This window comes from Thalassospira sp. SM2505, assembly GCF_054901115.1.
In genome coordinates this window covers 793180-817150 of sequence record NZ_CM142731.1, presented here as the reverse complement: position 1 = coordinate 817150, position 23971 = coordinate 793180, and the positions used below count along the sequence as shown (strand labels likewise).

The 23971-nt window shown below is 55.9% G+C and carries 24 protein-coding genes; 4 read left to right on the top strand and 20 right to left on the bottom strand.

Annotated elements, in window-relative coordinates:
• Positions 1-3: 3 nt before the first annotated feature.
• From xdhB to uraH, 3 genes are read right to left on the bottom strand one after another with little or no spacing between them, the layout of a single operon-like run.
• Positions 4-2400, bottom strand: coding sequence for a xanthine dehydrogenase molybdopterin binding subunit (xdhB, locus tag ACTU44_RS03745; protein WP_462096714.1), 2397 nt, complete (start codon positions 2398-2400; stop codon positions 4-6).
• A complete protein-coding gene (xdhA, locus tag ACTU44_RS03740) occupies positions 2393-3886 on the bottom strand; it encodes a xanthine dehydrogenase small subunit (RefSeq protein ID WP_462096713.1) in 1494 nt (497 codons plus the stop codon). Before xdhA ends, xdhB begins: the two co-directional genes overlap by 8 nt.
• Positions 3887-3894: 8 nt before the next feature.
• Entirely contained in the window at positions 3895-4248 is a 354-nt protein-coding gene (uraH, locus tag ACTU44_RS03735) for a hydroxyisourate hydrolase (protein WP_114096673.1), read from the bottom strand.
• Positions 4249-4671: 423 nt separating this feature from the next.
• Between uraH and puuE the strand changes: the two genes are divergently transcribed.
• The 4 genes from puuE to ACTU44_RS03715 all read left to right on the top strand — a co-directional run bounded on the left by puuE (position 4672) and on the right by ACTU44_RS03715 (position 7770).
• The gene (puuE, locus tag ACTU44_RS03730; RefSeq protein ID WP_462096712.1) at positions 4672-5586 is read left to right on the top strand and encodes an allantoinase PuuE; all 915 of its coding nucleotides are present in this window, start codon (positions 4672-4674) and stop codon (positions 5584-5586) included.
• A 27-nt stretch (positions 5587-5613) separates the two neighbouring features.
• A complete protein-coding gene (gene uraD / locus ACTU44_RS03725; RefSeq protein WP_114096671.1) occupies positions 5614-6141 on the top strand; it encodes a 2-oxo-4-hydroxy-4-carboxy-5-ureidoimidazoline decarboxylase in 528 nt (175 codons plus the stop codon).
• Between the two features lie 89 nt (positions 6142-6230).
• Positions 6231-7250, top strand: a complete 1020-nt coding sequence (gene alc, locus ACTU44_RS03720) for an allantoicase (protein ID WP_462096711.1) — start codon at positions 6231-6233, stop codon at positions 7248-7250.
• A gap of 13 nt (positions 7251-7263) precedes the next feature.
• Positions 7264-7770 carry an ureidoglycolate lyase gene (locus ACTU44_RS03715; RefSeq protein WP_462096710.1) on the top strand — a complete coding sequence of 169 codons (507 nt, stop codon included), beginning with the start codon at positions 7264-7266 and terminating at the stop codon, positions 7768-7770.
• Positions 7771-7864: 94 nt separating this feature from the next.
• Here the strand turns inward: ACTU44_RS03715 and ACTU44_RS03710 are convergent, their stop codons facing one another.
• The 17 genes from ACTU44_RS03710 to ACTU44_RS03630 form a co-directional block, all read right to left on the bottom strand.
• Positions 7865-8716, bottom strand: a complete 852-nt coding sequence (locus ACTU44_RS03710) for a delta-class carbonic anhydrase (protein WP_462096709.1) — start codon at positions 8714-8716, stop codon at positions 7865-7867.
• Positions 8717-8958: 242 nt separating this feature from the next.
• Positions 8959-9648 (bottom strand): HAD family hydrolase, encoded by a 690-nt coding sequence (locus ACTU44_RS03705; protein ID WP_462096708.1) that lies wholly within the window; start codon positions 9646-9648, stop codon positions 8959-8961.
• The gene (locus ACTU44_RS03700) at positions 9645-10451 is read right to left on the bottom strand and encodes a tetratricopeptide repeat protein (protein WP_462096707.1); all 807 of its coding nucleotides are present in this window, start codon (positions 10449-10451) and stop codon (positions 9645-9647) included. Before ACTU44_RS03700 ends, ACTU44_RS03705 begins: the two co-directional genes overlap by 4 nt.
• Before the next feature lie 164 nt (positions 10452-10615).
• The gene (locus tag ACTU44_RS03695) at positions 10616-11398 is read right to left on the bottom strand and encodes a succinate dehydrogenase iron-sulfur subunit (protein ID WP_114096665.1); all 783 of its coding nucleotides are present in this window, start codon (positions 11396-11398) and stop codon (positions 10616-10618) included.
• A gap of 25 nt (positions 11399-11423) precedes the next feature.
• Complete coding sequence (gene sdhA, locus ACTU44_RS03690; protein ID WP_114096664.1) at positions 11424-13220, bottom strand: succinate dehydrogenase flavoprotein subunit; 1797 nt, start codon at positions 13218-13220, stop codon at positions 11424-11426.
• Positions 13221-13224: 4 nt separating this feature from the next.
• Positions 13225-13608 carry a succinate dehydrogenase, hydrophobic membrane anchor protein gene (sdhD, locus tag ACTU44_RS03685; protein WP_114096663.1) on the bottom strand — a complete coding sequence of 128 codons (384 nt, stop codon included), beginning with the start codon at positions 13606-13608 and terminating at the stop codon, positions 13225-13227.
• 27 nt (positions 13609-13635) lie between these two features.
• The gene (gene sdhC / locus ACTU44_RS03680) at positions 13636-14016 is read right to left on the bottom strand and encodes a succinate dehydrogenase, cytochrome b556 subunit (RefSeq protein ID WP_114096662.1); all 381 of its coding nucleotides are present in this window, start codon (positions 14014-14016) and stop codon (positions 13636-13638) included.
• A 424-nt stretch (positions 14017-14440) separates the two neighbouring features.
• Positions 14441-15490 (bottom strand): MaoC family dehydratase, encoded by a 1050-nt coding sequence (locus tag ACTU44_RS03675; protein ID WP_114096661.1) that lies wholly within the window; start codon positions 15488-15490, stop codon positions 14441-14443.
• A 111-nt stretch (positions 15491-15601) separates the two neighbouring features.
• A complete protein-coding gene (locus ACTU44_RS03670) occupies positions 15602-16480 on the bottom strand; it encodes an HpcH/HpaI aldolase/citrate lyase family protein (RefSeq protein ID WP_462096706.1) in 879 nt (292 codons plus the stop codon).
• A 125-nt stretch (positions 16481-16605) separates the two neighbouring features.
• Positions 16606-17517, bottom strand: a complete 912-nt coding sequence (locus ACTU44_RS03665; protein WP_462096705.1) for an efflux RND transporter periplasmic adaptor subunit — start codon at positions 17515-17517, stop codon at positions 16606-16608.
• 8 nt (positions 17518-17525) lie between these two features.
• The gene (locus ACTU44_RS03660) at positions 17526-17729 is read right to left on the bottom strand and encodes a DUF1656 domain-containing protein (RefSeq protein ID WP_336079993.1); all 204 of its coding nucleotides are present in this window, start codon (positions 17727-17729) and stop codon (positions 17526-17528) included.
• On the bottom strand, positions 17726-19822 hold the full coding sequence (locus tag ACTU44_RS03655; protein ID WP_462096704.1) for an FUSC family protein: 2097 nt from the start codon (positions 19820-19822) through the stop codon (positions 17726-17728). The genes ACTU44_RS03660 and ACTU44_RS03655 overlap by 4 nt, the downstream gene beginning before the upstream one ends.
• A gap of 3 nt (positions 19823-19825) precedes the next feature.
• The gene (locus ACTU44_RS03650) at positions 19826-20293 is read right to left on the bottom strand and encodes a MarR family winged helix-turn-helix transcriptional regulator (RefSeq protein WP_114096656.1); all 468 of its coding nucleotides are present in this window, start codon (positions 20291-20293) and stop codon (positions 19826-19828) included.
• A 125-nt stretch (positions 20294-20418) separates the two neighbouring features.
• The gene (locus tag ACTU44_RS03645; protein WP_462096703.1) at positions 20419-21570 is read right to left on the bottom strand and encodes a serine hydrolase domain-containing protein; all 1152 of its coding nucleotides are present in this window, start codon (positions 21568-21570) and stop codon (positions 20419-20421) included.
• A 40-nt stretch (positions 21571-21610) separates the two neighbouring features.
• Positions 21611-21967 carry a hypothetical protein gene (locus ACTU44_RS03640; protein WP_462096702.1) on the bottom strand — a complete coding sequence of 119 codons (357 nt, stop codon included), beginning with the start codon at positions 21965-21967 and terminating at the stop codon, positions 21611-21613.
• Positions 21968-21989: 22 nt separating this feature from the next.
• Positions 21990-22553 carry an EndoU domain-containing protein gene (locus tag ACTU44_RS03635; protein ID WP_462096701.1) on the bottom strand — a complete coding sequence of 188 codons (564 nt, stop codon included), beginning with the start codon at positions 22551-22553 and terminating at the stop codon, positions 21990-21992.
• A 32-nt stretch (positions 22554-22585) separates the two neighbouring features.
• Entirely contained in the window at positions 22586-23962 is a 1377-nt protein-coding gene (locus ACTU44_RS03630; RefSeq protein ID WP_462096700.1) for an ATP-binding protein, read from the bottom strand.
• Positions 23963-23971 lie beyond the last annotated feature (9 nt).

Below are 23971 nucleotides of genomic sequence, written 5' to 3'. Positions count from 1 at the left end.
ACCTTATTCCCCTGCAACCGAAACCGGCTGACCGGATTGCTCGATCATGCGTTTGGCAATATCGGCCACGGCATACAGAACCGCTTCGGGCGTTGCCGGGGTATCAAGGTTCGGCACCACCTTGTGTCCGGCAACCGACGCCACCGCATCGGCAATCGCACGATGCACTGAAATAGCCAGCATCAGGGGCGGCTCACCAACCGCCTTGGACCGGTGAATGGTTTTTTCGACGTTTCGTCCGGACGACCAAAGATCAAGCCGGAAATCTTCCGGGCGATCCGAACATGCCGGGATTTTATAGGTCGATGGCGCATGGGTCCGGAGGTTGCCCTTGTCATCCCACCAGAGTTCCTCGGATGTCAGCCACCCCATGCCCTGAATGAAGCCACCTTCAATCTGGCCACGGTCAATTGCCGGGTTCAATGAGCGCCCGACATCGTGAATGATATCAACCCTAGTGACCTTGTATTCACCGGTCAGGGTATCAATCAGAACCTCGGAACAGGCCATGCCATAGGCAAAGTAATAGAATGGCCGACCCGACGCGGTTTCACGGTCATAATGGATTTTCGGTGTCGCGTAGTAACCGGTCGCCGATAGCGATACACGCGCCAGATAGGCCTGTTTGATCAGATCGGCAAAGGCAAGCTCGGCCGCATCCCCGACAATAATTTTGCCCGGCACAAAGCGCACAGCCGCCTCGGCGACACTAAATTTCTCGGCAGCAAAGGCAATCAGCCGGTTCTTGATCGTCATTGCCGCATCGCGTGCTGCCATGCCGTTCATATCCGCCCCGCTTGATGCCGCGGTCGCAGACGTATTTGGCACCTTGCCGGTATTGGTGGCTGTGATTTTGATCTGATCAAGATCAATCTGGAATTCTTCAGCGACGACCTGGGCAACCTTGATGAAAAGGCCCTGTCCCATTTCCGTCCCGCCATGGTTCAGATGCACCGATCCATCCTGATAGACATGGATCAGCGCGCCTGCCTGATTAAGGAAGGTGGTGGTAAAGGAAATCCCGAATTTCACCGGCGTCAGCGACAAGCCCTTTTTCAGGACCGGGCTTTGTTCGTTGAACGCTTCGATCTCTGCCCGACGTTTGCGATAGTCACTGGCTTTGAGGATATCGTCGGTCAGTTCGGGCAACACATTGTCTTCGACCACCATGTGATATGGCGTCGTATTACGATCCGTCATGCCGTAATAGTTGGCAATACGCACATCCATCGGATCGCGTCCGACCAGCATGGCAATTTCGTCGATGATGCGTTCGATTGCGACCATGCCCTGCGGTCCGCCAAACCCGCGAAACGCGGTATTGGACACAAGGTTGGTCTTGCAGCGGTATGATCTGATTTCGACATCGCCAAGGTAATAGGCATTGTCGGTATGGAACATCGCGCGGTCAGCAATGGCGGCTGACAAATCAGCCGAAAAACCGCAATTGGTCGCATACTGGATATCAAGACCGCAAATCCGTCCGTCATCATCAAAGCCGACATCATAATCGACAATGAAGTCATGGCGTTTGCCGGTCATGACCATGTCATCATCCCGGTCCAGACGGAACTTGGCCGGACGTCCGGTTTTGACCGCAACGATGGCCGCCAGTGCCGCCCATTGCGATGCCTGCGTTTCCTTGCCACCAAACCCGCCGCCCATACGGCGAACTTCGACCGTTACCGCATTGGCCGGACGACCAAGCACATTGGCAATATTGTGCTGCACTTCGGACGGATGCTGGGTCGAACAATGCAAAAGAACATCACCGTCTTCCTGCGGAATGGCGAAGGTGATCTGCCCTTCCAGATAGAAATGATCCTGCCCGCCAATCTCCATCCGCCCGGCCCGGCGATGCTTGGCCTTGGCAAGGGCCGATTTGGCGTCTCCCTGCTTCATCACATGCGGGGGTGCAACGAATTGCTGTTTTTCAAGCGCCTCTTCAATCGACAGAACCGCTGGCAGTTCTTCATATTCAATATCGGCAAGCTTGGCCGCCGCACGGGCCTGCGCGCGGGTTTCAGCCGCGACACAGAAAACCGGCTGACCATAAAACTGTACGATGCCGTCGGGTAAAACCGGATCATCATGGGTATGGGCCGGGGACACGTCATTGACACCGGGAACATCTTCGGCGGTCAATACGCACACAACACCGGGTGCCGAACGCACCTTGGACAGGTCCATACGCACAATCTTGCCGTGCGCGATGGTCGCAGCACCGGGTGCCAGATGAAGCGTGCCATAGGGCTCGATGATGTCATCGATATAGACCGCTTCGCCCGCCACATGTTTCGGGCCGCTGTCATGTTGGGAACTGGACCGCACCCCGCCCGACAAACCGGCGGTCGGCGCAATCACCTCATCCATATCGGTTTTGGTAATCTGATCAGACATGGGCTGCCTCCTTGCCAACAAGGCGGGTGGCAATTTCGGGCGCAGTGGTTTCAATGAACAGCTTGGTCAGAAGGTTCTGTGCGACCAGCATGCGATATTCTTTTGAGGCCCGCATATCGCTCATTGGTGCGAAATCCTTGGCCAATGCCAGTTGGGCCGCGTTCAGGCTGGCTTCGTTCCAGTCCTGTCCGATCAGGGCCGCTTCGCATTTGGCAGCCCGCATCGGGGTTCCGGCCATACCGCCAAAGGCCGCCCGGAATTCTGCAACCTTGCCTTCAACAATCTTGATGGCAAACGCCCCAAGAACCGCGGTGATATCCTGATCAAAGCGCTTGGAGATTTTGTAGGCCTTGAACGCAACACCCTCTGCCGGTTTGGGCACAATCACGCTTTCGACAAACTCGCCCGCCTGACGGTCCTGCTTGCCATAGGTGATAAAGAAATCTTCCAGTGCGACTTCGCGTCTCACATCGCCCATACGCAGAACAATCTTTGCCCCCAGCGCAATCAGGGCGGGCGGGGTATCGCCAATCGGCGACCCATTGGCAATATTACCGCCTACAGTTCCGGCATTGCGGATTTGCCGGGATCCGATCCGGCGCACCAGTTCCCCAATATCAGCAGCAACCTTGCCCAGCGCATCATGCGCGCGGCTATAGGTCACACCGGCCCCGATGATCAGGGCATCTTCGGTTTCCGTAACCGATTTCAGGTCGCCGACATCGCCAATATAAATGATCGGGTCCAGCCGTTTGAGCATCTTGGTCACCCAAAGCCCGACATCCGTGCCACCGGCCAGAACCGTTGCATCGGGATGGGCAACCAGAAGACCGGCCAACTCATCAGATGTGCGCGGCGCATAATAGCGCCCGGCAGCATGTTCGACAGCAAGCGTCCCGGTATCATCAACCATGGCACTTAGCCGGGTCGCAATGTCTGCACGGCGCTTTTGTTCAACCGCGTCATTGGCTGCAATGCCGCCTGCCTTGCGGGCTGCCTCGATAATCGGGCCATAGCCGGTGCAACGGCACAGGTTCCCGGCCAGCGCATCATTAATCGCACCCCGGTCATCCTCGCCACCATCCAGCCACAACTGATAAAGGCTCATGACAAAGCCCGGTGTGCAGAACCCGCATTGCGACCCGTGGGTGTCAACCATGGCCTGCTGCACGGGATGAAGGCTGCCATCTTCGGATTTCAGATGTTCGACCGTCAAAAGCTGTTTGCCATCAAGGGTCGGCACAAACTGGATGCAGGCATTGACCGTGCGATAAGCCATCCCCCCCTTGCCGTCGGGCTCGCCCAAAACAACCGTACAGGCACCACAATCGCCCTCGGCACAGCCTTCCTTGGTACCCGGTTTGCGCTCGGCCAGACGAAGATACTCAAGCACCGTCATCTGCGGATCGACGTCACGCAAGCTGCGCTCTTCATCACCCAGAAGAAAACGGATATCAGAACGGAAAGATCCGGTCGCGTTCGCCATGGTCAACCTCAGCTTCCGCGATATGTGGAATAGCCAAATGGCGACAGCAACAGCGGCACATGATAATGCGCCTGCCCGTCGGAAATGCCGAACCGGATCACCACCTGATCCAGGAATTTGGGCTCGGGAAGCTTTTCGCCAATGGCATCGAAATAGTCACCTGCGTGGAACACCAGCTGATATTCACCAGGTTTGAAAGAGGCACCGTCAAGCATCGGCGCTTCGGTGCGGCCATCAACATTGGTCACAGCTTCGGCAACCAGATCATCATGACCATTGCCAAATCTGTGCAGCTCAATGCGGATTCCAGCAGCCGGACAGCCTTTTGCCGTATCCAGTACATGGGTAGTCAGTCGTCCCATGCCGGGCCTCCTCTCTCTTATTCTTAATTTTGTGGTCGATCGCTTCTCCCCGTGGTCGGCATTCTGGTTATGAATTTCTGTGCCGAACCAATTTTGAGCGATTTAAAAAGGGTCGCATTACCACCCGCCCGGGGGAAAGAGGCGATAAAGTGAAACTATATCAATAATTCTTTGAAAAACGAATGTAACTGTTTCAGGCACTATAGTATGTAACAAAGGCAGAAGCCTTGGAAGACCGCGCAAAACGTGGCCCACACCACCTTCCGTCCAGGAACATTATCAAAACAGCCTTGATAGTGCGGCACTTATCCGGTCCGGCCAGCATAAGGTTTATCCCTTGCTGCCCGGTGACCTATGGTTAATGCTACACCAAACGTTCCGCAGGACAAAGCCGGGCGTACAAGAATTCAGGAGAAGGTTCAGATGAACGACCAGACATATGCGCGTGACTTGATCGGTTATGGTGAAAACCCGCCCAAGGCCAATTGGCCCAACGGTGCACGCGTGGCCGTCCAGTTCGTCCTGAACTACGAAGAAGGCGGTGAAAACTGCGTGTTGCATGGTGACAAGGCCTCCGAGGCATTTCTGTCGGAAATCGTCGGTGCCGACATGCGCGAGGGTGTCCGCCATATGAGCATGGAGTCGATCTATGAATATGGATCGCGCGTTGGCGTCTGGCGCATTCTGAACCTGTTCCGCGAACGCCAGATCCCGATCACCATCTTTGCCGTTGCCATGGCCCTTGCCCGCCACCCGAAAGTCGGCGAAGTCGCCATGAAGGACGGTCACGAAATCTGCTCGCACGGTTATCGCTGGATTGACTATCAATATGTGCCCGAAGACATTGAACGCGACCATCTTCACAAGGCGATTGATATCATCAAGGATGTCACCGGCGAACGTCCGCTTGGCTGGTACACCGGCCGCACCAGCCCCAACACCCGTCGCATCGTCGCCGAAGAAGGCGGTTTCCTGTATGATGCCGACGATTACAGTGACGAACTGCCGTTCTGGAGCACCCAGACCGAAAAGCCGCACCTGATCGTGCCCTATACCCTTGATGCCAACGACATGCGCTTTGCCGCCCTTCAGGGGTTCAATTCCGGCGAACAGTATTTCCAGTATCTCAAGGACAGCTTCGATACGCTGTACGAAGAGGGCGCGCATACGCCGCGCATGCTGTCTCTGGGCCTTCATTGCCGACTGGTAGGCCGTCCGGGTCGCTTCTCCGCTCTGAAACGCTTTGTCGACTATGTCCAAAGCCACGACAATGTCTGGTTCGCCCGCCGGATTGATATCGCCCGTCACTGGCGCGAACATCATCCGTTTGGCGGCTAAGAACCGGGACTGAAAGCCAAGATCAAAATGACAGACACCAGTCAATCACAGTTCACCACCCGCCCGCCAAGCACATTGGCCGAAAGCGCCTTTGTCTCGCTTTATGGCTGGGTCTATGAACATTCACCATGGGTTGCCCATCAGCTTTATGAGCGCGGCATCACCGAGGCACTTGATACACCCGCGAACCTTGCCGATGCCATGGCCGCCGTGGTCAATGGCGCGGTTGATCGCGACAAGCTTGCGCTTTTGCGCGCCCATCCCGATCTTGCGGGGAAACTCGCCCTTGCCGATCTGACCGCATCCTCGCAAAGCGAACAGACGGGTGCCGGACTTGATCAATGCAGCGCAGACGAACTGGCCCGTTTCACTGAACTGAACGACCAATATAAACAGAAGTTCGGCTTTCCGTTCATCTTTGCCGTCAAGGGGTTCCACCGGACCGATATTCTTGCGGCATTTGAACGGCGGGTCAAAAACGATGTCGAAACCGAATTTAACGAGGCGATCAATCAGGTTCATCGCATTGCCAGACTGCGGCTCGAAGCCCTGTAGGCCAGACCCGATCCAGCCCGGTACGCCCGAGCGCCCGACCGATTGATTGATAACCGTATAATAAACGACCATTTCAGGATTTTACGACCATGAGCCATCAGGAAAATCACGACGCACCGGAATTTGCACGGAAGTTCGTCAACCTTGCCGACGAACGTCTGGGTGCAGAAGCCATTTTTGCGACAGATGATTTCTTTGCCGACAAGCAGCGCATGCTGCAAACCGCCGATGCGGTGTTTTATCCTGATCGCTATGACGATCACGGCAAATGGATGGACGGCTGGGAAAGCCGCCGCAAACGCGTCGAAGGCCATGATTACTGTGTGGTGCGCCTTGCAACATCGGGCCGCATTTATGGTGTTGATATCGACACCAGCCACTTTACCGGCAACTTCCCGCCAGCTGGCTCGCTTGAAGGCTGCTATTGCCCGAATGGCGATCCGGCAGATGACGCCAAATGGGATGAAATCGTCGCCCCGATGGGTCTCGGTGCCAGTGCCCATCACTATGCCGATGTAACCTCGGATGCGATCTATACCCATGTGCGTCTGCACATCTATCCCGATGGCGGTGTCGCCCGTCTGCGCGTTTACGGTCGTCCGAACCGCGACTGGACAGAAATGGCTGCCAAGGGCGAACAGGTCGATCTGGCAGCGATGATCAATGGCGGTGTTGTTGTCGGCTGGTCCGATGCCCATTACGGTAATCCGAACGCCATTCTGGCACCGGGCCGCGGGGTCAATATGGGCGATGGCTGGGAAACCCGCCGCCGTCGTGAACCGGGCAATGAATGGCTGATTATCGAGCTTGGGCATCCCGGCGAGATCGAAAAAATCATCGTCGATACCTGTCACTTCAAAGGGAACTATCCTGACCGTGTGTCGATCCAGGGGGCCTATGTTGACGGCGAAAAGGACAAGTCGCTGCGCGCGCGTTCCATGTTCTGGTCGACCATCCTGCCCGAAAGCAAGATGCAGGCAGACCATATCCACGAATTTGATGCCGCCAGCCTGACCGTCAATGGTCCGGTGACCCATCTGCGTGTCAATTCGATCCCCGATGGCGGCATCAGCCGTCTGCGCATCCTTGGCAAGCCCGCCACCAAATAAGGATCGCACAACGATGAAGCTCTCAGTCGAACATCTGACGCCGGATGCCTTCGCCCCGTTTGGCGAGGTGATTTCGATTGCCACCGCACGCGACAGCTATCCGATCAATCTGGGCACCACCACGCGCTTTCACGACATTTCACGTGTCGATGTCGCTGACGAAGGCGGTGCCCCGATCATCAGCATCTTTCGCGGAACGCCCCGGCCCAAGCCGATTGAAATCAAAATGATGGAACGCCATCCGCTGGGATCACAGGCCTTCATGCCGCTTGCGGGTCAGAAGTTCCTGCTTGTCGTGGCGTCGGGGACCGATACCCCCAAACCGGAAAACCTGCGCGCCTTTCTGTCGGATGGGACACAGGGGGTGACCTATGCCAAGAATGTCTGGCATCACCCGCTTCTGGTGCTCGAAGAAGACAGCGATTTTCTGATCGTCGATCGTTCGGGTCCGGGCAACAACCTTAACGAGGTTGACCTGCCACTGGTCGACGGCGAAGTCATCACGCTGGATTGGGCATAGGCCCGAAACATCACGTTGCCGGGTGATCAAATCCACCGGCAACGCAAAATTCAATGACGCAGGGCATGACGTGCCCTGCGTTTATTTTTATCCGTCAGTTGATTGGCGAAAGCAGATCCGGGTTGGTGACAAGGTTCCGCACCCCATGGGCGTGGCCTTCGTCAAACGGGTTATCTTTCAACCATGTATCAACCGATGCAATGCCCAGCTTGACGACATCGGGGCGCACACTCCAGGTTACCTGAAAGGGCGATCCCTTTTCGTTATAGCCAGGCCCGGTGGTTGATCCGGCATAGATCACCGGATCGCCAAGGTCGGTCGGCAGACCGGGCACCTGATTAAGGCCGTCAACCTCCCTGATTTCAGCCATCCTGGCGAAATCGGCACCCCCTTCTGATACCAGCACGGCAACAACGGCCTCGACCCGCAATTGCGGATTATTGACCGCGTCACTCAGACAGGTGCCAAGACCATTGCCAAGACTTGCCTGTGCGGTCGAATAGACAAAGTGGATTTCGATGGTATCACCCGGTTCGAGATCACCATGTTCGCTGGCACCAACCGCCATGCCAACCGGGGCCAGCTCCGCCTCGGTCAGTTTGCCATCGTATTTGAAGCCAGTGCCAAAGCCATACCCGTCACCATTACCGGCAAAGGTGGTATATGAACCTCCCTTATGCTCGGCATTTTCATGGAAATGGATATCACACAGCGTCATTTTGCTGACATCGGGTGCGGTGCCAAATACGCGGTGGTTGCTACCTGCCATCATACCAATATCGCGTGGTGACTGGGGCCCAAATCCCTTGCCCTGCGTTGCCGCAGCCAGAGCCGCGCGCTGTCTGGCAATGACATCGTCAGATACAGCATGATGGCTGGAATCCGCGAATGCCACGAAGGACACCAGTGCAGCAGTCACACCAGTCAAAAGAAACGTCCTGAACATTGTTTTTCTCTCTCCAGAGGGCGCTGGCAAATAGGTAAGGGCCGCTGGCAGGGTTACAATAGACGGCAACCTGAATGGGAGAAGGATAGTACTGCTCAGTCTATATTTTCTACTAATGTTAAATTGCAAATTGTATCTGACAGCCGGTCCATCATGGATCGATCCGGTCCGGGCAATAACCTTAACGAGGTCGATTTGCCACTGGTCGATGGTGAGGTCATTACGCTGGACCGGGCATAAACCTAGCCCCTGATCTGGCCCACCCCGATCAAACCAAGATCACGCAGGTAATAGTGCAAATCGGAACTGTTGCCTGCGACATATTCGGCACCGGCGTCAAGCAAACCATCACCATCACGCTCGGATCGATGGGCCCCACCAAGAAATCCAACCGCCCGCATACCTGCGGCCTTTGCGGCAATTACACCTGACGGGCTGTCTTCAATCACAAGGCAGCTTTCCGGTGACCACCGGCATGTCGTCGCTGCCAGCAGGAAAACATCCGGCGCAGGTTTGCCCCGTGCCACTTGCTCGGCCGAAAAAATCCGGTTTTGGAAAAATCCATCAAGCCCGGTCAGACCAAGACACAGATCAAGCCGTGCGAGATCACTGCCCGAGGCAAGTGCAAAGGGCACAGAAAGATTTGCCAGCAGATCTGGCATGCCCCCGACAGCCTCAAGATCGGTCTCGAATATGTGGGCAAGCTCAGCTTCACAACGTTCCTGATAGGCAACCGGATCAATATTCACGCCAAAGCGTGCATTAAGCTCTGCCACCATCTCGCGATAGGCAACACCGCCAAAGCTGCGCGCAATTTCCGTCGCATTCAGGGTGATACCATATTCCGGCAACATCCGTTCATCGACCGCAAAAGACAGAATTTCACTGTCAATCAGGACACCGTCACAATCAAAAATGATATTGCCGATCATTGTGCCGGCTGCGCATTTCCTGCACCATTCAGATCAAGGGCCAGCAACCGTTTCTGAATGGTTTGCGAAAGCACCGGCCCCGCCCCGGCCTGAAGGGCACGCTGATAGGCTGCACGCGCCATCTCGGCCTTGCCCATGGCAAGGGCATTGTCGGCAAAATGTGCAATATGCTCGGCCGTCGGCATCGCCTTGTTCACCCGGATAAACACCTCTTCGGCTTCCTGATAACGTCCCTGCCGATACAGGATCAGCCCATAGGTATCAAGTGCACCGGGATCATCGGGGGCCACTGACAATGCCTGTTTTGAAAGACGTTCTGCCTCGGTCAGGTTTTCACCGAGCACTGCATAATGATAGGCCAGCCAGTTCGCGGCCCCCATATTGCCCTGTCCGGCAGCATGATAAGCCTCGGCCGTCATGGTATCGTTATAGGACTGAATAACGCTTTCAATCGCGACCTGATCAAGACCATCCACCCAGGTCAGACCGACCCGAACCGCCTTGCAGCCTTGCGCATTGGCCTGACTGCACATGGCAACGGCCTCTTCCACCGCGCCCAGCACTGTTGCCTTGGGCCCCGCAGCATATTCCTTGCCATTGACATCACGCGCCATGGCCTTGAAATCAATCATCGCCCGATAGCGATCATCAAGCTTCTGTTCGGTCGGCGCGGCAAACATGTCCTGCGGTTCCCAGTTCGAACCGGTATCGCCACAGGCCGCGAGACCAAGCATCAGACCAACCCCCGTCAGGGCACGAATGGATGAAACACGAAACTGGCAACGCGTGAACAAGACAGTCATTCCCTATATTGCAGCAAGAAAGCCGGTCACCATCATACCCCAATTGCGTAATTACGGGGTTAACATCCTGATGACAGACGAAAAAGCCGCCGGGATCATTCGATCACCGACGGCTTTAACATGCTGGCGCAAAACGCCAATATCAGGGCAACACTGCCATACGCCTAGGCGCGGCGTTCTGCGATCATCTTTTTGATTTCGGTGATCGCAAGGGCCGGGTTCAGGCCTTTCGGGCAGGTGTTGGTGCAGTTCATGATCGTGTGGCAACGATACAGGCGGAACGGATCTTCGAGTGCATCGAGACGTTCACCGGTATATTCGTCACGCGAATCAGCCAGCCAGCGATATGCCTGAAGCAGAACAGCCGGGCCGAGGTAACGGTCAGAGTTCCACCAGTAGGACGGGCACGCGGTCGAGCAGGAGAAGCACAGAATGCATTCCCAAAGACCATCAAGCTTGGCACGTTCTTCACGCGACTGCAGACGTTCACCATCCGGCGGGGTCGGGCTGTCGGCTTTAAGCCACGGCTCGATGGAAGCGAGCTGCGCATAAGGCTGCGACAGATCCGGCACCAGATCCTTGACCACCGGCATATGCGGCAGCGGATAGATCTTTACTTCGCCCTTGATGTCTTCGATCGGCTTGAGACACGCAAGCGTGTTACGGCCATCGATATTCATCGCGCACGAACCGCAAATGCCTTCACGGCACGAACGGCGGAAAGTCAGGGTCGCGTCGATCTCGTTTTTAATCTTGATCAGCGCGTCCAGAACCATCGGACCACATTTGTCGAGATCAATATCGTAGGTATCGGTACGCGGGTTATCGCCGCTATCCGGATCAAAACGATAGATCTTGAACGAACGGACATTCTTCGCGTCAGCCGGAGCAGAGAACGATTTGCCCTCTTTCACGACCGAATTGGCGGGAAGATTGAATTCTACCATCTCTCAAATCCTCTCTTGCCGCGCCTTAATAGACGCGCTCTTTCGGCTCGATATACGACACTTCATCGGTCAGGGTGAAGTTGTTGACCGGACGATAGGTCAGATCAACGCCATAACCCTTCTCGGTGTCGACAGTGGCGATCGTGTGCTTCATCCAGACTTCGTCATCGCGCTTCGGATAATCTTCGTGGGCATGTGCACCACGCGATTCATGACGCGCTTCTGCCGAATTCATGGTTGCTGCGGCACAGGTCATCAGGTTCTCAAGTTCGAGAGTCTCGACCAGGTCCGAGTTCCAGATGAGCGAACGATCCGAAACGCCGACGTCGGGAAGCGTTTTTGCGGTCTCGGAAAGTTTGCCAACGCCCTCTTTGAGGATTTCCGAGGTACGGAACACGCCGCAGTTGCCCTGCATGACGCGCTGCATTTCCAGACGGATATCCGCAGTCGGACGCGAACCTTTTGCCCAGCGCAGACGGTCGAAACGTGCAATCGCCTCGTCGCCATCGGTGGTTTTAAGTTCCTTGAACGGTGCCTTGGTATCGACCACTTCGGCGGCATGAAGACCACATGCACGGCCAAAGACAACAAGATCGAGCAGCGAGTTGGTGCCCAGACGGTTTGCACCATGAACCGACACGCAAGCTGCTTCACCAGCCGCCATCAGGCCCGGAACAATTGCGTTCGGGTTGTCAGCGGTCGGACGCAGAACTTCGCCCTTATAGTTGGTCGGAATACCGCCCATGTTGTAATGGACCGTCGGAAGAACCGGAATCGGTTCCTTGGTCGCATCAACACCGGCAAAGATTTTTGCGGTTTCGGTAATACCCGGCAGACGTTCCCACAGCACTTCCGAACCAAGATGTTCGAGATGCAGGTGGATATATTCGCCGTGCTCGCCAACACCACGACCGTCACGGATTTCCTGTGCCATACCACGCGACACGACGTCACGCGATGCAAGGTCCTTAACGGTCGGGGCATAACGTTCCATGAAACGTTCGCCTTCGGAGTTGGTCAGGTACCCACCTTCGCCACGTGCGCCTTCGGTGATCAGGCAGCCCGAACCGTAAATGCCGGTCGGGTGGAACTGAACGAATTCCATGTCCTGAAGACCAAGACCCGCACGGGCCACCATGCCATGACCGTCACCGGTACAGGTATGTGCCGAGGTGCAGCTAAAGAATGCACGGCCATAACCGCCAGATGCCAGAATGACCATCTTGGCATTGAAGCGGTGCAGCTCGCCGGAATCCAGATCCCAGGCAACCAGACCTTTGCACGAACCGTCTTCATCCATGATCAGATCAAGGGCGATATATTCGACAAAGAATTCTGCTTTGTGCTTCAGGCACTGCTGATACAGGGTATGCAGCATCGCGTGACCGGTACGGTCAGCAGCGGCACAGGCACGTTCAACCGGCGCCTTGCCGTGGTCGCGGGTGTGACCACCGAACGGGCGCTGATAGATTTTACCGTCTTCGGTACGCGAGAACGGCATGCCGTAATGTTCAAGTTCATGAACCGCCGGAACGGCGTTACGGCACATATATTCGATCGCGTCCTGGTCACCAAGCCAGTCGGAACCCTTGACGGTGTCATACATATGCCACTGCCAGTGATCCTCGGACATGTTGCCAAGCGATGCACCGATACCGCCCTGGGCAGCAACGGTGTGCGAACGGGTCGGGAAGACCTTGGTGATACATGCAGTTTTCAGGCCGGCTTCAACCGTACCGAGCGTCGCGCGAAGACCTGCGCCGCCTGCACCCATAACGACGACGTCGTAGTTATGGTCGATAATTTTATATGATTCAGTCATTGGCTCAGGCTCCGGCAAAAACGATACGCAGGACTGATACGATGGCTGCCACAGACAGGAAGGCTGCGACGGCTTTGATCAGCATCAGCGAAATCACTTCTGCTTTACGGTTATGCACATAATCTTCGATCACGACCTGCAGGCCATGCGTGAAATGCACAGCAACGCTGACGATCATCAGGATCATCATGGTCGAATGGAAGTACGAGCTCAACCAGGCGTGAACGGCATCATAATCGGCCGTGTGCCCTGCAAGAATCGAAAGAATGAACCAGATACCGAGCGGAAGGTTTGCAGCAGCGGTTACGCGCTGGGTCCACCAGTGCGAAGAGCCACTTTTAGCAGAACCGAGACCGCGAACACGGCCTAGATCGGATTGCATCTTCATGACAAGTTTGTCCCCTCTTGCCCGGCCTTAGGCCAGACCGATGATCCAGGTGATGATGGTCAGCACAACTGCCGCGCCAAGGACGATCGGGTTGCCTTTGGCGGCACCCTCATTCGTCAGGCCGCGACCAGTATCCCAGACAAGGTGACGGATACCGTTGCAAGCGTGGTAATAAAACGCCGCTGTCCAACCGAACAGCAGCAGCAGACCAAACCACGAGGTGAAAAATCCGTGATAGCCGTTAAAGGCTTCACGACCAGCGCCGGCACCAATCAGCCAGGACGCCAAAAATACGAAACCAATGGCAAGGCCGACACCCATCGCACGGAACGTGATGGACATCTTTGCCGTCATCGGAAGCCGGTACACCTGCAAGTGCGGAGACAGCGGCCGATTGGCTTTGCTCATAGCGGAATTGCCTCTTCTCAAAGTAGCTGGCGGGAAAGCAGGGTTTATTTACCCATGCAGCGGGTTTGAGTCAATCTGAACCCCTTTAAAATCCAAAGAATTCAGAACCAAAACGCCGTTTTGCCTCCGTTAAACTACGTAGGTTGACCTCTCAGACGCCGTAAACGCCCTGCGGGAAGGGCATGATGTGTGACACAGGATCACGCATCAGACGTGTGTACGACGTAACGTGGATTTAGCAATCGCACAATTAGACCTTCTTACGCAAGGAAACTGCCCCTGGATCGGGTCTATTTTATTGCAAACACATATGGATGCACGAACGCCCGATCAAGATCAGCACGCCCGACGCAGCGAAATTAGCCCCGACATCACAAACGAACGGTTAAGCAAGCGCGCATGCCAGGATCGCGCAACGCCCCGATCAACGCGGCATCAGAACCGTATAGTCGAAATCAAGCAGCACATCAGGATGATATTTCCCGTCCCCGGTACGCAGCGGAAAATCGCTTGCTTGCCGGTCACGCACCGCCACAAGACGCAGACGCAACGCACCAAGATCGCGACGCCCGGGCAGTTCGAATTTCCCCAGCACTTCTGACCAGGCAAAGACCGTATTCCCGGCAAAGGCCGGATTGGCATGCGTCCCGGCATTGATCGCAGCAATCCTGAAGGCATTGCCAAGCCCGTTAAATGAAAGCGCGCGCGCCAGTGAAATGATATGGCCGCCATAAATCAGGCGCTTACCAAACCGGCCGTCATTTGCTGCGATCTGATCGAAATGGACCTTGGCGGTATTTTGATAGAGTCGCGTGGCAATCTGATGCTCGGATTCTTCAAGCGTCATGCCATCAACATGGTCGATTTTTTCACCGACATAATAGTCATCCCAACGATGTGGTGACCCGGCCAGCCGGGTTTCATAGGATGTCATATCCAGACCAACCGGAATCTGGAATGCCTCGGGGGCGACCACACCGGGCAGTTCGGGCAAAACGGCTTGCGGTGCCGGGGCTGCTTCATCGCGTTTGCGCACCATGACCCAGCGATTGTAATCCAGAACCATCTCGCCGCGCTGATTGCGCCCGACCGAATTGACATAGACAACACCGGTCTTGCCGTTTGAATTTTCTTTAAGCCCCGTCACGGTCGAAACCGACGTGACCGTATCGCCCGGATAAACCGGTACGCCAAACACCCCCCCGGCATAGCCAAGATTGGCCACCGCATTGAGCGACACATCAGGCACGGTTTTGCCAAACACCATGTGAAAGGCAAGAAGGTCATCAACCGGGGCTGACCGGAACCCGATGGCGCGCGCAAATTCATCAGACGACTGCACTGCAAAACGCGGCCCGTAAAGCCCGGTATAAAGCGCGACATCACCGCTTGTGATCGTGCGCGGGGTCGCGTGGCGGATTTCCTGTCCGATCTGGAAATCCTCAAAGTAATTTCCCGGATTGGTCTTTGACATTCCTGGGCCTCCCTGAAAGGCGAAAGTTCCTTGAAGTTCCGGTTCGCGCCGCCTTGCTGGTCTTTGTCGACCTGTTTTCTTTATCGGGCGCGAACCCCGGATATCCTGCGCTTAGGCAGCGTCCATTTCTGCAATCAGATCGGCCATCGCCACCAGCTTCTTGGCCGATACCACATGCAGGTTTTCAATCAGCTTGCCATCCACCACGACAACGCCCTTGCCTTCGGCAGCCGCTTCTTCATGGGCAGCAATGATTTTGCGGGCCCAGGCGATTTCGCTTTCGGCCGGGGCAAAGGCCGCATTGGCGCTCGCAATGGTTTTGGGATGGATCAGGGTCTTGCCATCAAAGCCAAGCTCGCGCCCCTGTCTGCAGGATGCGTCAAACCCGTCATCATCGGACAGATCAAGATGCACACCATCAAGGATCGCCAACCCATAGGCCCGTGCCGCCAACAGGCAAAGACCAAGGCTTGTGATCATCGGTAAACGGTCTGGTGTATGCGCACAGTTCAAATCCTTGGCCAGATCGGATGTCCCCATCACAAACCCGCCCAGCCGCGGATGCGCCCCGGCAATTTCCTTGGCATTGAGCATCGCAAGCGGCGTTTCCATCATACACCAGATGGTCATGCCTTCATGCGCACCTTCGGCCTCCATGATATTGGCGACCTGACGGACGGTATCGGCACTTTCAACCTTGGGAAGCAGGATGGCATCGGCGGCGGTTTTTGATGCCGCCACAATATCGGCATAGCCCCACGGGGTGTTCAGGCCATTGGTTCTGATCTGGATTTCACGTTTGCCATAGCCGCCTTCGGCAAGGGCAGCAACAATCTGATCGCGCGCCACATCCTTGGCATCAGGCGCAACCGCATCCTCAAGATCAAGAATAAGACCATCCGCCGGAAGGCTCCTGCCCTTTTCAAGGGCACGGGCATTCGATCCCGGCATATAAAGAACAGAGCGGCGCGGACGTGGGGCAGCAGCCATCAGGTTTCTCCCGTTTGATAATATTCGTTCAATATTTCAGTTTAATTTTTACGAAAATTACCCAAACTTGTTTTGCACTGCAAGTCACTTTTTGCACTGCATCATGACAAAATCCCGGCCCGCCCTCAGAACAGCAGACCGACATTAAGCCCGCTACCGCCATGTGAGGCATCCTGATCAATCGTCACAACCGCACTGCGCCCGGCCACCAGCTTTACGCCTTCGGGTATGTGATCAAGGGCAACACGCACCGGCACACGCTGGGCCAGACGGACCCAGCTAAAGGTTGGTTTGACCTGTGCCAGTCCGGCGGAACTGCCTGAGCGTTCACTGTCCTGAATACCGCTGGCGATGCTGACAACATGGCCGTCAATCGGACGATCTTCACCCATCAGACTGACTTTTACACGATCCCCGATGGCAATGCGCGGCAGTTTGTTTTCTTCGAAATAACCCGCAACATAGAACGAGCTGCTATCGACAAGGGCGGCAATCGCGGTCCCGGCACCAACATAGTTACCCGGACGCAACGAGAAGTTGGTCACGATCCCGTTGACCGGGGCAACAACACTTGTCCGCGACAGGTTAAGCTGCGCCAGATCAAGGTCCGCCTTGGCCAGATCAAGATCGGCCTGCGCGGTTGCAAGGCTGGTTTTGACCTGTTCCTTTTTCTGGGTCGAGACAACATCACTATCAAGGCCACTATAACGTTTGACTTCACGGGCAGCCTGATCGCGCGCAGCCTTGGCACTTTCAAGTTTGGCGCGCGCCTGATCGACCGCGACCTGATAGCGGGCTGCATCTATGATAAACAGAATGTCGCCTGCCTTGACTTGCTGGTTATCTGACACCTTCACCTCGGCGACCAGACCTGCAATATCGGGCGCAATCGAAACAACATCCGCACTGACACGCCCGTCACGGGTCCAGGGTTCGTTCATATAGTAATCATAAAGATGCATACCGCCTGCGACGGCAGCAACAACCAGGACAAGCGTGAAACCGGCACGCAGGGTTTTGGTTATGATGGTTTTCATATCGTCACCTATTGAATAAAAAGCGCCGAAAGTCCGGTCAGGATCAGCACATAAAGCGCAAGGTCGGTAAGCGCAGGATGAACGGTTATCTTGTAAAAACCGATCCGCGTCAGACCGATACGGGCCACAGAAAGACAGGCCCATGCTGCCAGTGCCAGACCCAGCAATGCCGGGACAAACAGGCCATAGATATTAAGGGTCGGAGTGATCATGCGATTTCTCCCATTCTTGGGGACAGGGACGTGGTCGAAGCCACCTGCCCTGCCATGCGATCAAGCTTTGGTGCGTCCGTTTTCGAAAGCGTCCGGCGCAGCGCGACAAGCGGGATCAACAGTTTCTGACGTTGGGTTGCATCGACCATGTCATTGGCCAGACGCAGAATGCTATCGACCTCGGACAAAATCCTGGGGTCCGGGGCACGGTCGAAATCATCAAACCGGGCTTCGAAATGCCGCGCGATATTGCGCAACAGAACGTCAAGCCGCGCCCTGATCATCGGATCAACAAACAGCCGGATACGACGCAGATCATAAAGACTTGCCGCAATCGAGACTTCCGGCATCACCCGGATCAGGGTTTCACGCTGGCTTGCCGCCATCGCAAGACGCGGCAGGATCAATCCCTGACGATCCAGAAGACGGCGGATCATCACCATACGGGCAATATTCAACGTCCCGCGGGCAATCCCGGCAATATCGCGCCAGTTGGCATGGACCAGACCACGGATAAAGCTATCCACCGGCACCACGCGCACGAAGGCCGTGACAATTGCCGCAACCCCGAAGCCTGCCAGCGACGCAATCCCACCGCCTAGCAGTAGTGAAACATCACTGCTATAGGCCGTATCGACATTCAGGATCATCACCACATTGACCAGCATCGCCAGACCAAAACCATAGGTCTGCGGCGTTGCCATCAGCACACCAAGCAAGATGAAGTAAGGTGCAAATGCCATCACCAGCAACGCAAAGCCGTCAATACCGGGCAGGATGACAAGGCTATAGACCAGCACCACTGCCACCGCCAAAGCGGTATAGCGAATGAAGCCCTTAAGGGCCGGTACCGGGTTATCAAGAAACGACATGATGCTGGAACCAACAGCGGCCATCATGGCGGCCGTCGCCCCGCTTGGCCAACCCGACAGAATCCAGAAACCACAGACAATCAATGTTGCGATAACCGCCGTCAGGCCACTGCGAAAGGCAGCGTCATAATCCCGGTGCAATGCCCCGGTGCGCGCACTTTCCTGCCAGCGATCCAGAACATCTGCCGGAACATCACCAGCGCGAATACCATCCCAAAGGGTACGGCAATCATCATGAAAATCGATCAGACGATGCAGCCGGTTGGCAAGATTGATCTGAAGTAGCCCCGCCCAGTCCCGCGATCCCGCAACCCGGTCGGCAAAGGCATCAATTTCGCGATGAAGCTGCCAGATACGGGCGCGATCATGGGTCGGGGCGGCAATATGGGCCGAAATACCTGCAAGGACGCCTTTGACATCGTCGGGCAGATCGCCCTGTTCGGTCTTGAGCGCCACCAGCCGGTCATGAATGGCATATAAAACCGGCAACAATGCCGCGACCACACTTTGCAGCGCCTGCAACTGGCGGGTCCGTCCTGAAAAACCGGATTTCTCATAGCCAAGATGCAGCGCCAGGCCATGCAACTCGCCAAGGTCAGCCGCAATGCGTGCGCGGTCATTTTGCAATGCCTCTGCATCGGTTTGGGGATCAAAGCTCTGATCGGCAAGCTTGGCGATATCGCCCATCCAGCCATCAATACGCGCGGCAATCACCGGCCCGATATGACGGGGGAAAACGGTGTGGCTGACCACGGTGGCACAGACGATGCCAAGGCTGATTTCCTGAAAACGGGCAATCGCGGTTGCAAACACCGCTGTCGGATCGCCAACACATGGAAAGCCGACAATGGCCGCCGTGTACCCTGCCAGCATGAAAACATAGCTGCGCGGTGTACGATCAAGACGCGACAGGAACAAACATCCCCCGACCCAGATCGCCAGAACCAGTGACAACAGGATCGGCGCACTGACAAGATTGGGAACAAAGGCCACGGCCGCAACCGCACCAAGAACGGTGCCCAGCACGCGGTAGATCGCCTTGGATGCCAGAACACCTGACAGTGGATGGGCAACAATATAAACCGTCGCCATCGCCCAGACGGGACGGTCAAAATCAAAGGCAAGTGCGATATAAAGGGCCAGGATCGATGCGGCAAAGGTCTTGACCGAAAACAGCCAGTCCGATGCCTTGGGCCGCAGTGAAAGGATCGTGCCTAACATGCGTCATCCTCCCTGCGGCACCTTGTCGCGCAGTGCCAGCTGATCAAGCAGCGCACGCATGACATCAAGTGTGATGCCCAGATTTTCCGATGGAATATTGGCCGTCAACTCCCCGCGCAGTTCGCCCAGCAATTTTTCAATCTCGGCGGCCTTCTGCTTTCCATCCTCGGTCAGGGCCACCATTTTCGCCCGGCGATCGGTCGGATCGCAAACACGCGAAATCAGACCATCACGTTCAAGCTGATCAATCACCCGGACAAGTGACGGACCTTCGACACCGATTTCCTCGGCAATGATGCCCTGGCGCACCGCACCGCGGCTGCGATGCAGAACAATCAGCGGCATGACCATCGTTTGTGACAAGCCATGGGCAACAAGCGTGCGGTTGACTTCGCGCTGCCAGCAACGGGCCACACGCATCAGCGCACTGCCAAGGGTCAGATAAGGGGTTTCAAGGTCAATGTTTTCCATGACCCGGATGATAACAGAAAATTAGATAGGATTCTAACTATTATCATTCTATCAGTTATGCAACACAGTCATGGCTTGCCCTGTGCAGCAGGCACAACACACTTAACCATCTGAATTAAAATGATTTAATTCTTGGGATTGCCGAAAATGCCGGTCATGAGAAGCCCCGTAACATTGGGCACTTCGTTCAGGGCCCGCCCGTTTGACAGGAACACCACCACCGTATCCTGATCGGGGAACCATGAAAATTCGGCGGAATAACCAAAATAAATCCCGTCATGACCCCAGACCGGACCCCAGTCGCTTGACCCGATCATCAACCCATAGCCATAAGACCCGCTTCCGGCAAAAGCCGTATCGGTCGTGGCACGTTTAAGGGCATTTGGCCCCAGCAAGACCCCGTCGACAAACAGGGCACGGGCAAATTTCACCATATCCCCGGCGGTCGAAATCACCCCGCCATCAGCAAGCTGATCACCAACATCATAATCGGTCACATCTTCAAGTTTGCCATCACCATTGGCATCATCAAAGCCATGCGCCAGAAGATCCGGGCGCGGAAACCGGCCAAAGGATGTATTGGCCATTTCGGCGGGCTCAAAGATGCGGCGGTTAAATACACGCTCGATATGGTCCCCTTCGACCGCCTCGATCATCACCCCCAGCAAAATGAAATTGCTGTTTGACGGCGCATAGCTTTTCCCCGGTTCAAAATAGGCATCCCGATCCGCCATCAGGGCCAGAACATCCTTGTTGCGCCAGCCATGCTGGGGATCCCGCCCGACCAGCTGGAAAAAAAACTCGCCATCCAGATAATCGGGAATGCCCGAACTGTTGCGCAAAAGATCGCGAATGGTTGCCTTGTCCGCATTGGCAATCCGGCCCTGATATTCCTTGGGCAACCATTTGCCGATGGTATCGGCCAGATCAATGCGCTTTTCCGATGCCAGTTGCAGGGTCACAACCGCTGTCATCATCTTGGTCAGCGAGCCGATATAAAACTGCCGGTCCACGGTCATGCCGATATCAGGCGCCACGGTCGCATAACCACTTGCCGCATAGCGCACCTGTCCGGTGCCATAGCCGATACCAATCACCCCGCCGGGCAAACCGGCATGTTCAAGGTATTGATGCAGGAAAATTTCAAGCGTATCACCCGGATTCTTGCCGCGATCCTGCGCTTCTTGCGCATCGGCAAATACAGGCACCCCGATCATCAGGACCATTGCGGCAAACCCGGCAATCGCGCGTTGCGCGCGCGCAAATGCCCGACCCATATGCCCAGTCCTCTTGATCCCTCTCATTCGCCCTATCGCTCTAAGCATCCCGATCCATCTTTGCAATCCATGCCACAAGGGCGGCTTTCAAATCCCCGGTTTGCACCGAAATACTGTCTTCGCATGCGCCTTCTTCTGGCCCGTCATGGCTTGCGGCGATCTCGCAACGGGTTTTACCCACAGTGAGGATATGGGCATTCATCGCCATTTCCCAACCACTTGACGCGCCCGACATCACGTCTTCGACCTCGCCAAGCACCCGCCTTGCCCATTGCGGCGCATTCTGGATATCAAGCACGATCAATGCGGCAATCCGGTCATGACCGGCATCACCGGCCTTGCGCCCCGGCCAGTCGGGCACCATTGGCATTGGCAAACGGTCGTTTTGTGTGCTCATCCTTTGATCCCCTGTCGCCCCCCTACCGCAACGGAAAGGCCGTGTTGATCCGGCCATCGCGCAGCAACCCGATGGCAATCGTGAATGTCTGGTCGGGATCATCCCCGACACAAAACATCTCATGCGCCCCGTTTGTGTCCGGGCGGTTCGGACCACATTGCCACCAGCCGGGCGATCCGGCCGGACAATCCATCCGATTGGCATGGGCATGCAGGATCGATGTCACGATCTGATCGTGCGAACAGCTATCGGGAAAGATGCTGGAAAATTTGACCGGCTCGCGGCCGTGCGGGCTGGCAAAACGGACCATCCCGGCATAGATGCCATTGTCATTGGCAGGCTGGGTGATCTCGACCCCGGCAATCGAGGGGGGATTGATCCCGTTTGGCCGCGCATGAAACCCCGATGCCTTGCCGTTTGATTTCACTTCACCGCAAAACACATGATCAAGATTGATCGCCGGGTCCGTCTTGCTCCAGTGCGGATCGCTCGGGCAAAGCTGCCCTGCCCCGGCACCATCTTGCAAGATGACCAGAAAAAGCATGGCCATCATCAAACCCATGATCTGGCGACCTGAAATCAGCATGGTAACAGCCCCTCGCCCGGTTAAATGCCTTTTCAAAGCTGCGAGAATTCAAGCCCGATCCGCAGCGCAAGCACACTGGCGGGCTCAAAGCGCATCGGCACCCCGCCAAGCTTGCCCCCGTGCCATTGCGCCTTGGTCAGAACAAACGCGCCCAACGGCAAGGGATGGCTGCCCCGGAAATTCACCAGTGCACGGATTTCCTTGGGCTTCCTGATTGCCTCATCGCGCCACAGGCAATGATAGGCAAAAAGCGGCGTTCCCGACCGGCGATCAAGGAACACAAATGGCACCTCGTAATGGCCCCAGCGCGCGTAATAAAGGCTTTCCATCCCGACACTGGATGTCAAAAACTGGGTCTGGATTGCGGTTTCGGCCAGCCGGGTGATGGTTGCACTATCGGATGCCCGTCCGCCAATCAGGCCACTGCGCAATCCCGGATGGATCAGATGGACCTTGAACGCCACCGCACGCTGGAACGGTTTGGCATCCTGATCCACCCGTTCAAGGCGCCGGACCAGCCAGGCACTTTCAAGATATTCAAGGTAGCGGCGCAGCGTGTTTTTCGCGATATCAAGCTCACGCGCCAATGTCTCGATCGAAAATTCCGACCCGGTATTATAAGCCAAAAGCGCAAAAAGCCGATGCAGGTCCGACGGGCTTGAAATGCCATGCAGCCCGGGCAAATCCGAATGAAGCGATCGGTGAATGGCCCCGGCTTCGCCATTGGCATCGTGGAAGCCGCCTTCATTGATGTAATCTTCAAACAGATCATTAAGCGCGACAAGCCCGTCTGGCACATCGGCGGTATAGCGCCCGACATTGGGCGTTTCGGGCAAAACATCGCTGGGCGCAATGCCCTTTTGTTCAAGATATTCGGCAAAACTGAAGGGCGGCAAAAACAGGCTTTGAATATGTCCGGCACTGCCTGCACCGGGTGCCAGCGCACTGACCGCAACAACGCGCAACATCGGATCAGCGACAATAAGGCGCGCAAGGCGATCTTCCCAATCGCGCTGATAGGACACCTCGTCAATAAACAGCCATAATGGATGATCGGCCGAAATCCCGCGCATGGATCGCAAAAGCTTTGGCAGACGCGGCAGATCAATTTCAAGAAACAGCGGATGCTCAAGCGAGATATAGCAAACATGACGGCGCGGGGTGTCGGCATTCAAAAGGGCCGCCACTGCCTGACGCATCATCACGGTTTTTCCAACCCCGCGCGGGCCGGTCAGAACCACGGCCTTTTGCCCGTCATGCTTTTCAATCGCCGACCAGAACCGCTTGAAAAAGGCGCGCTGCGGAAGCCCCTGCACCAGATCATCGGTCACACCATCCCACCACGGATTATCCAGCACCAGTCTGTGCAGAAAATCCTGTTCCCCCGGATGCTCGATCATGGTCGCCATGTGCAATTC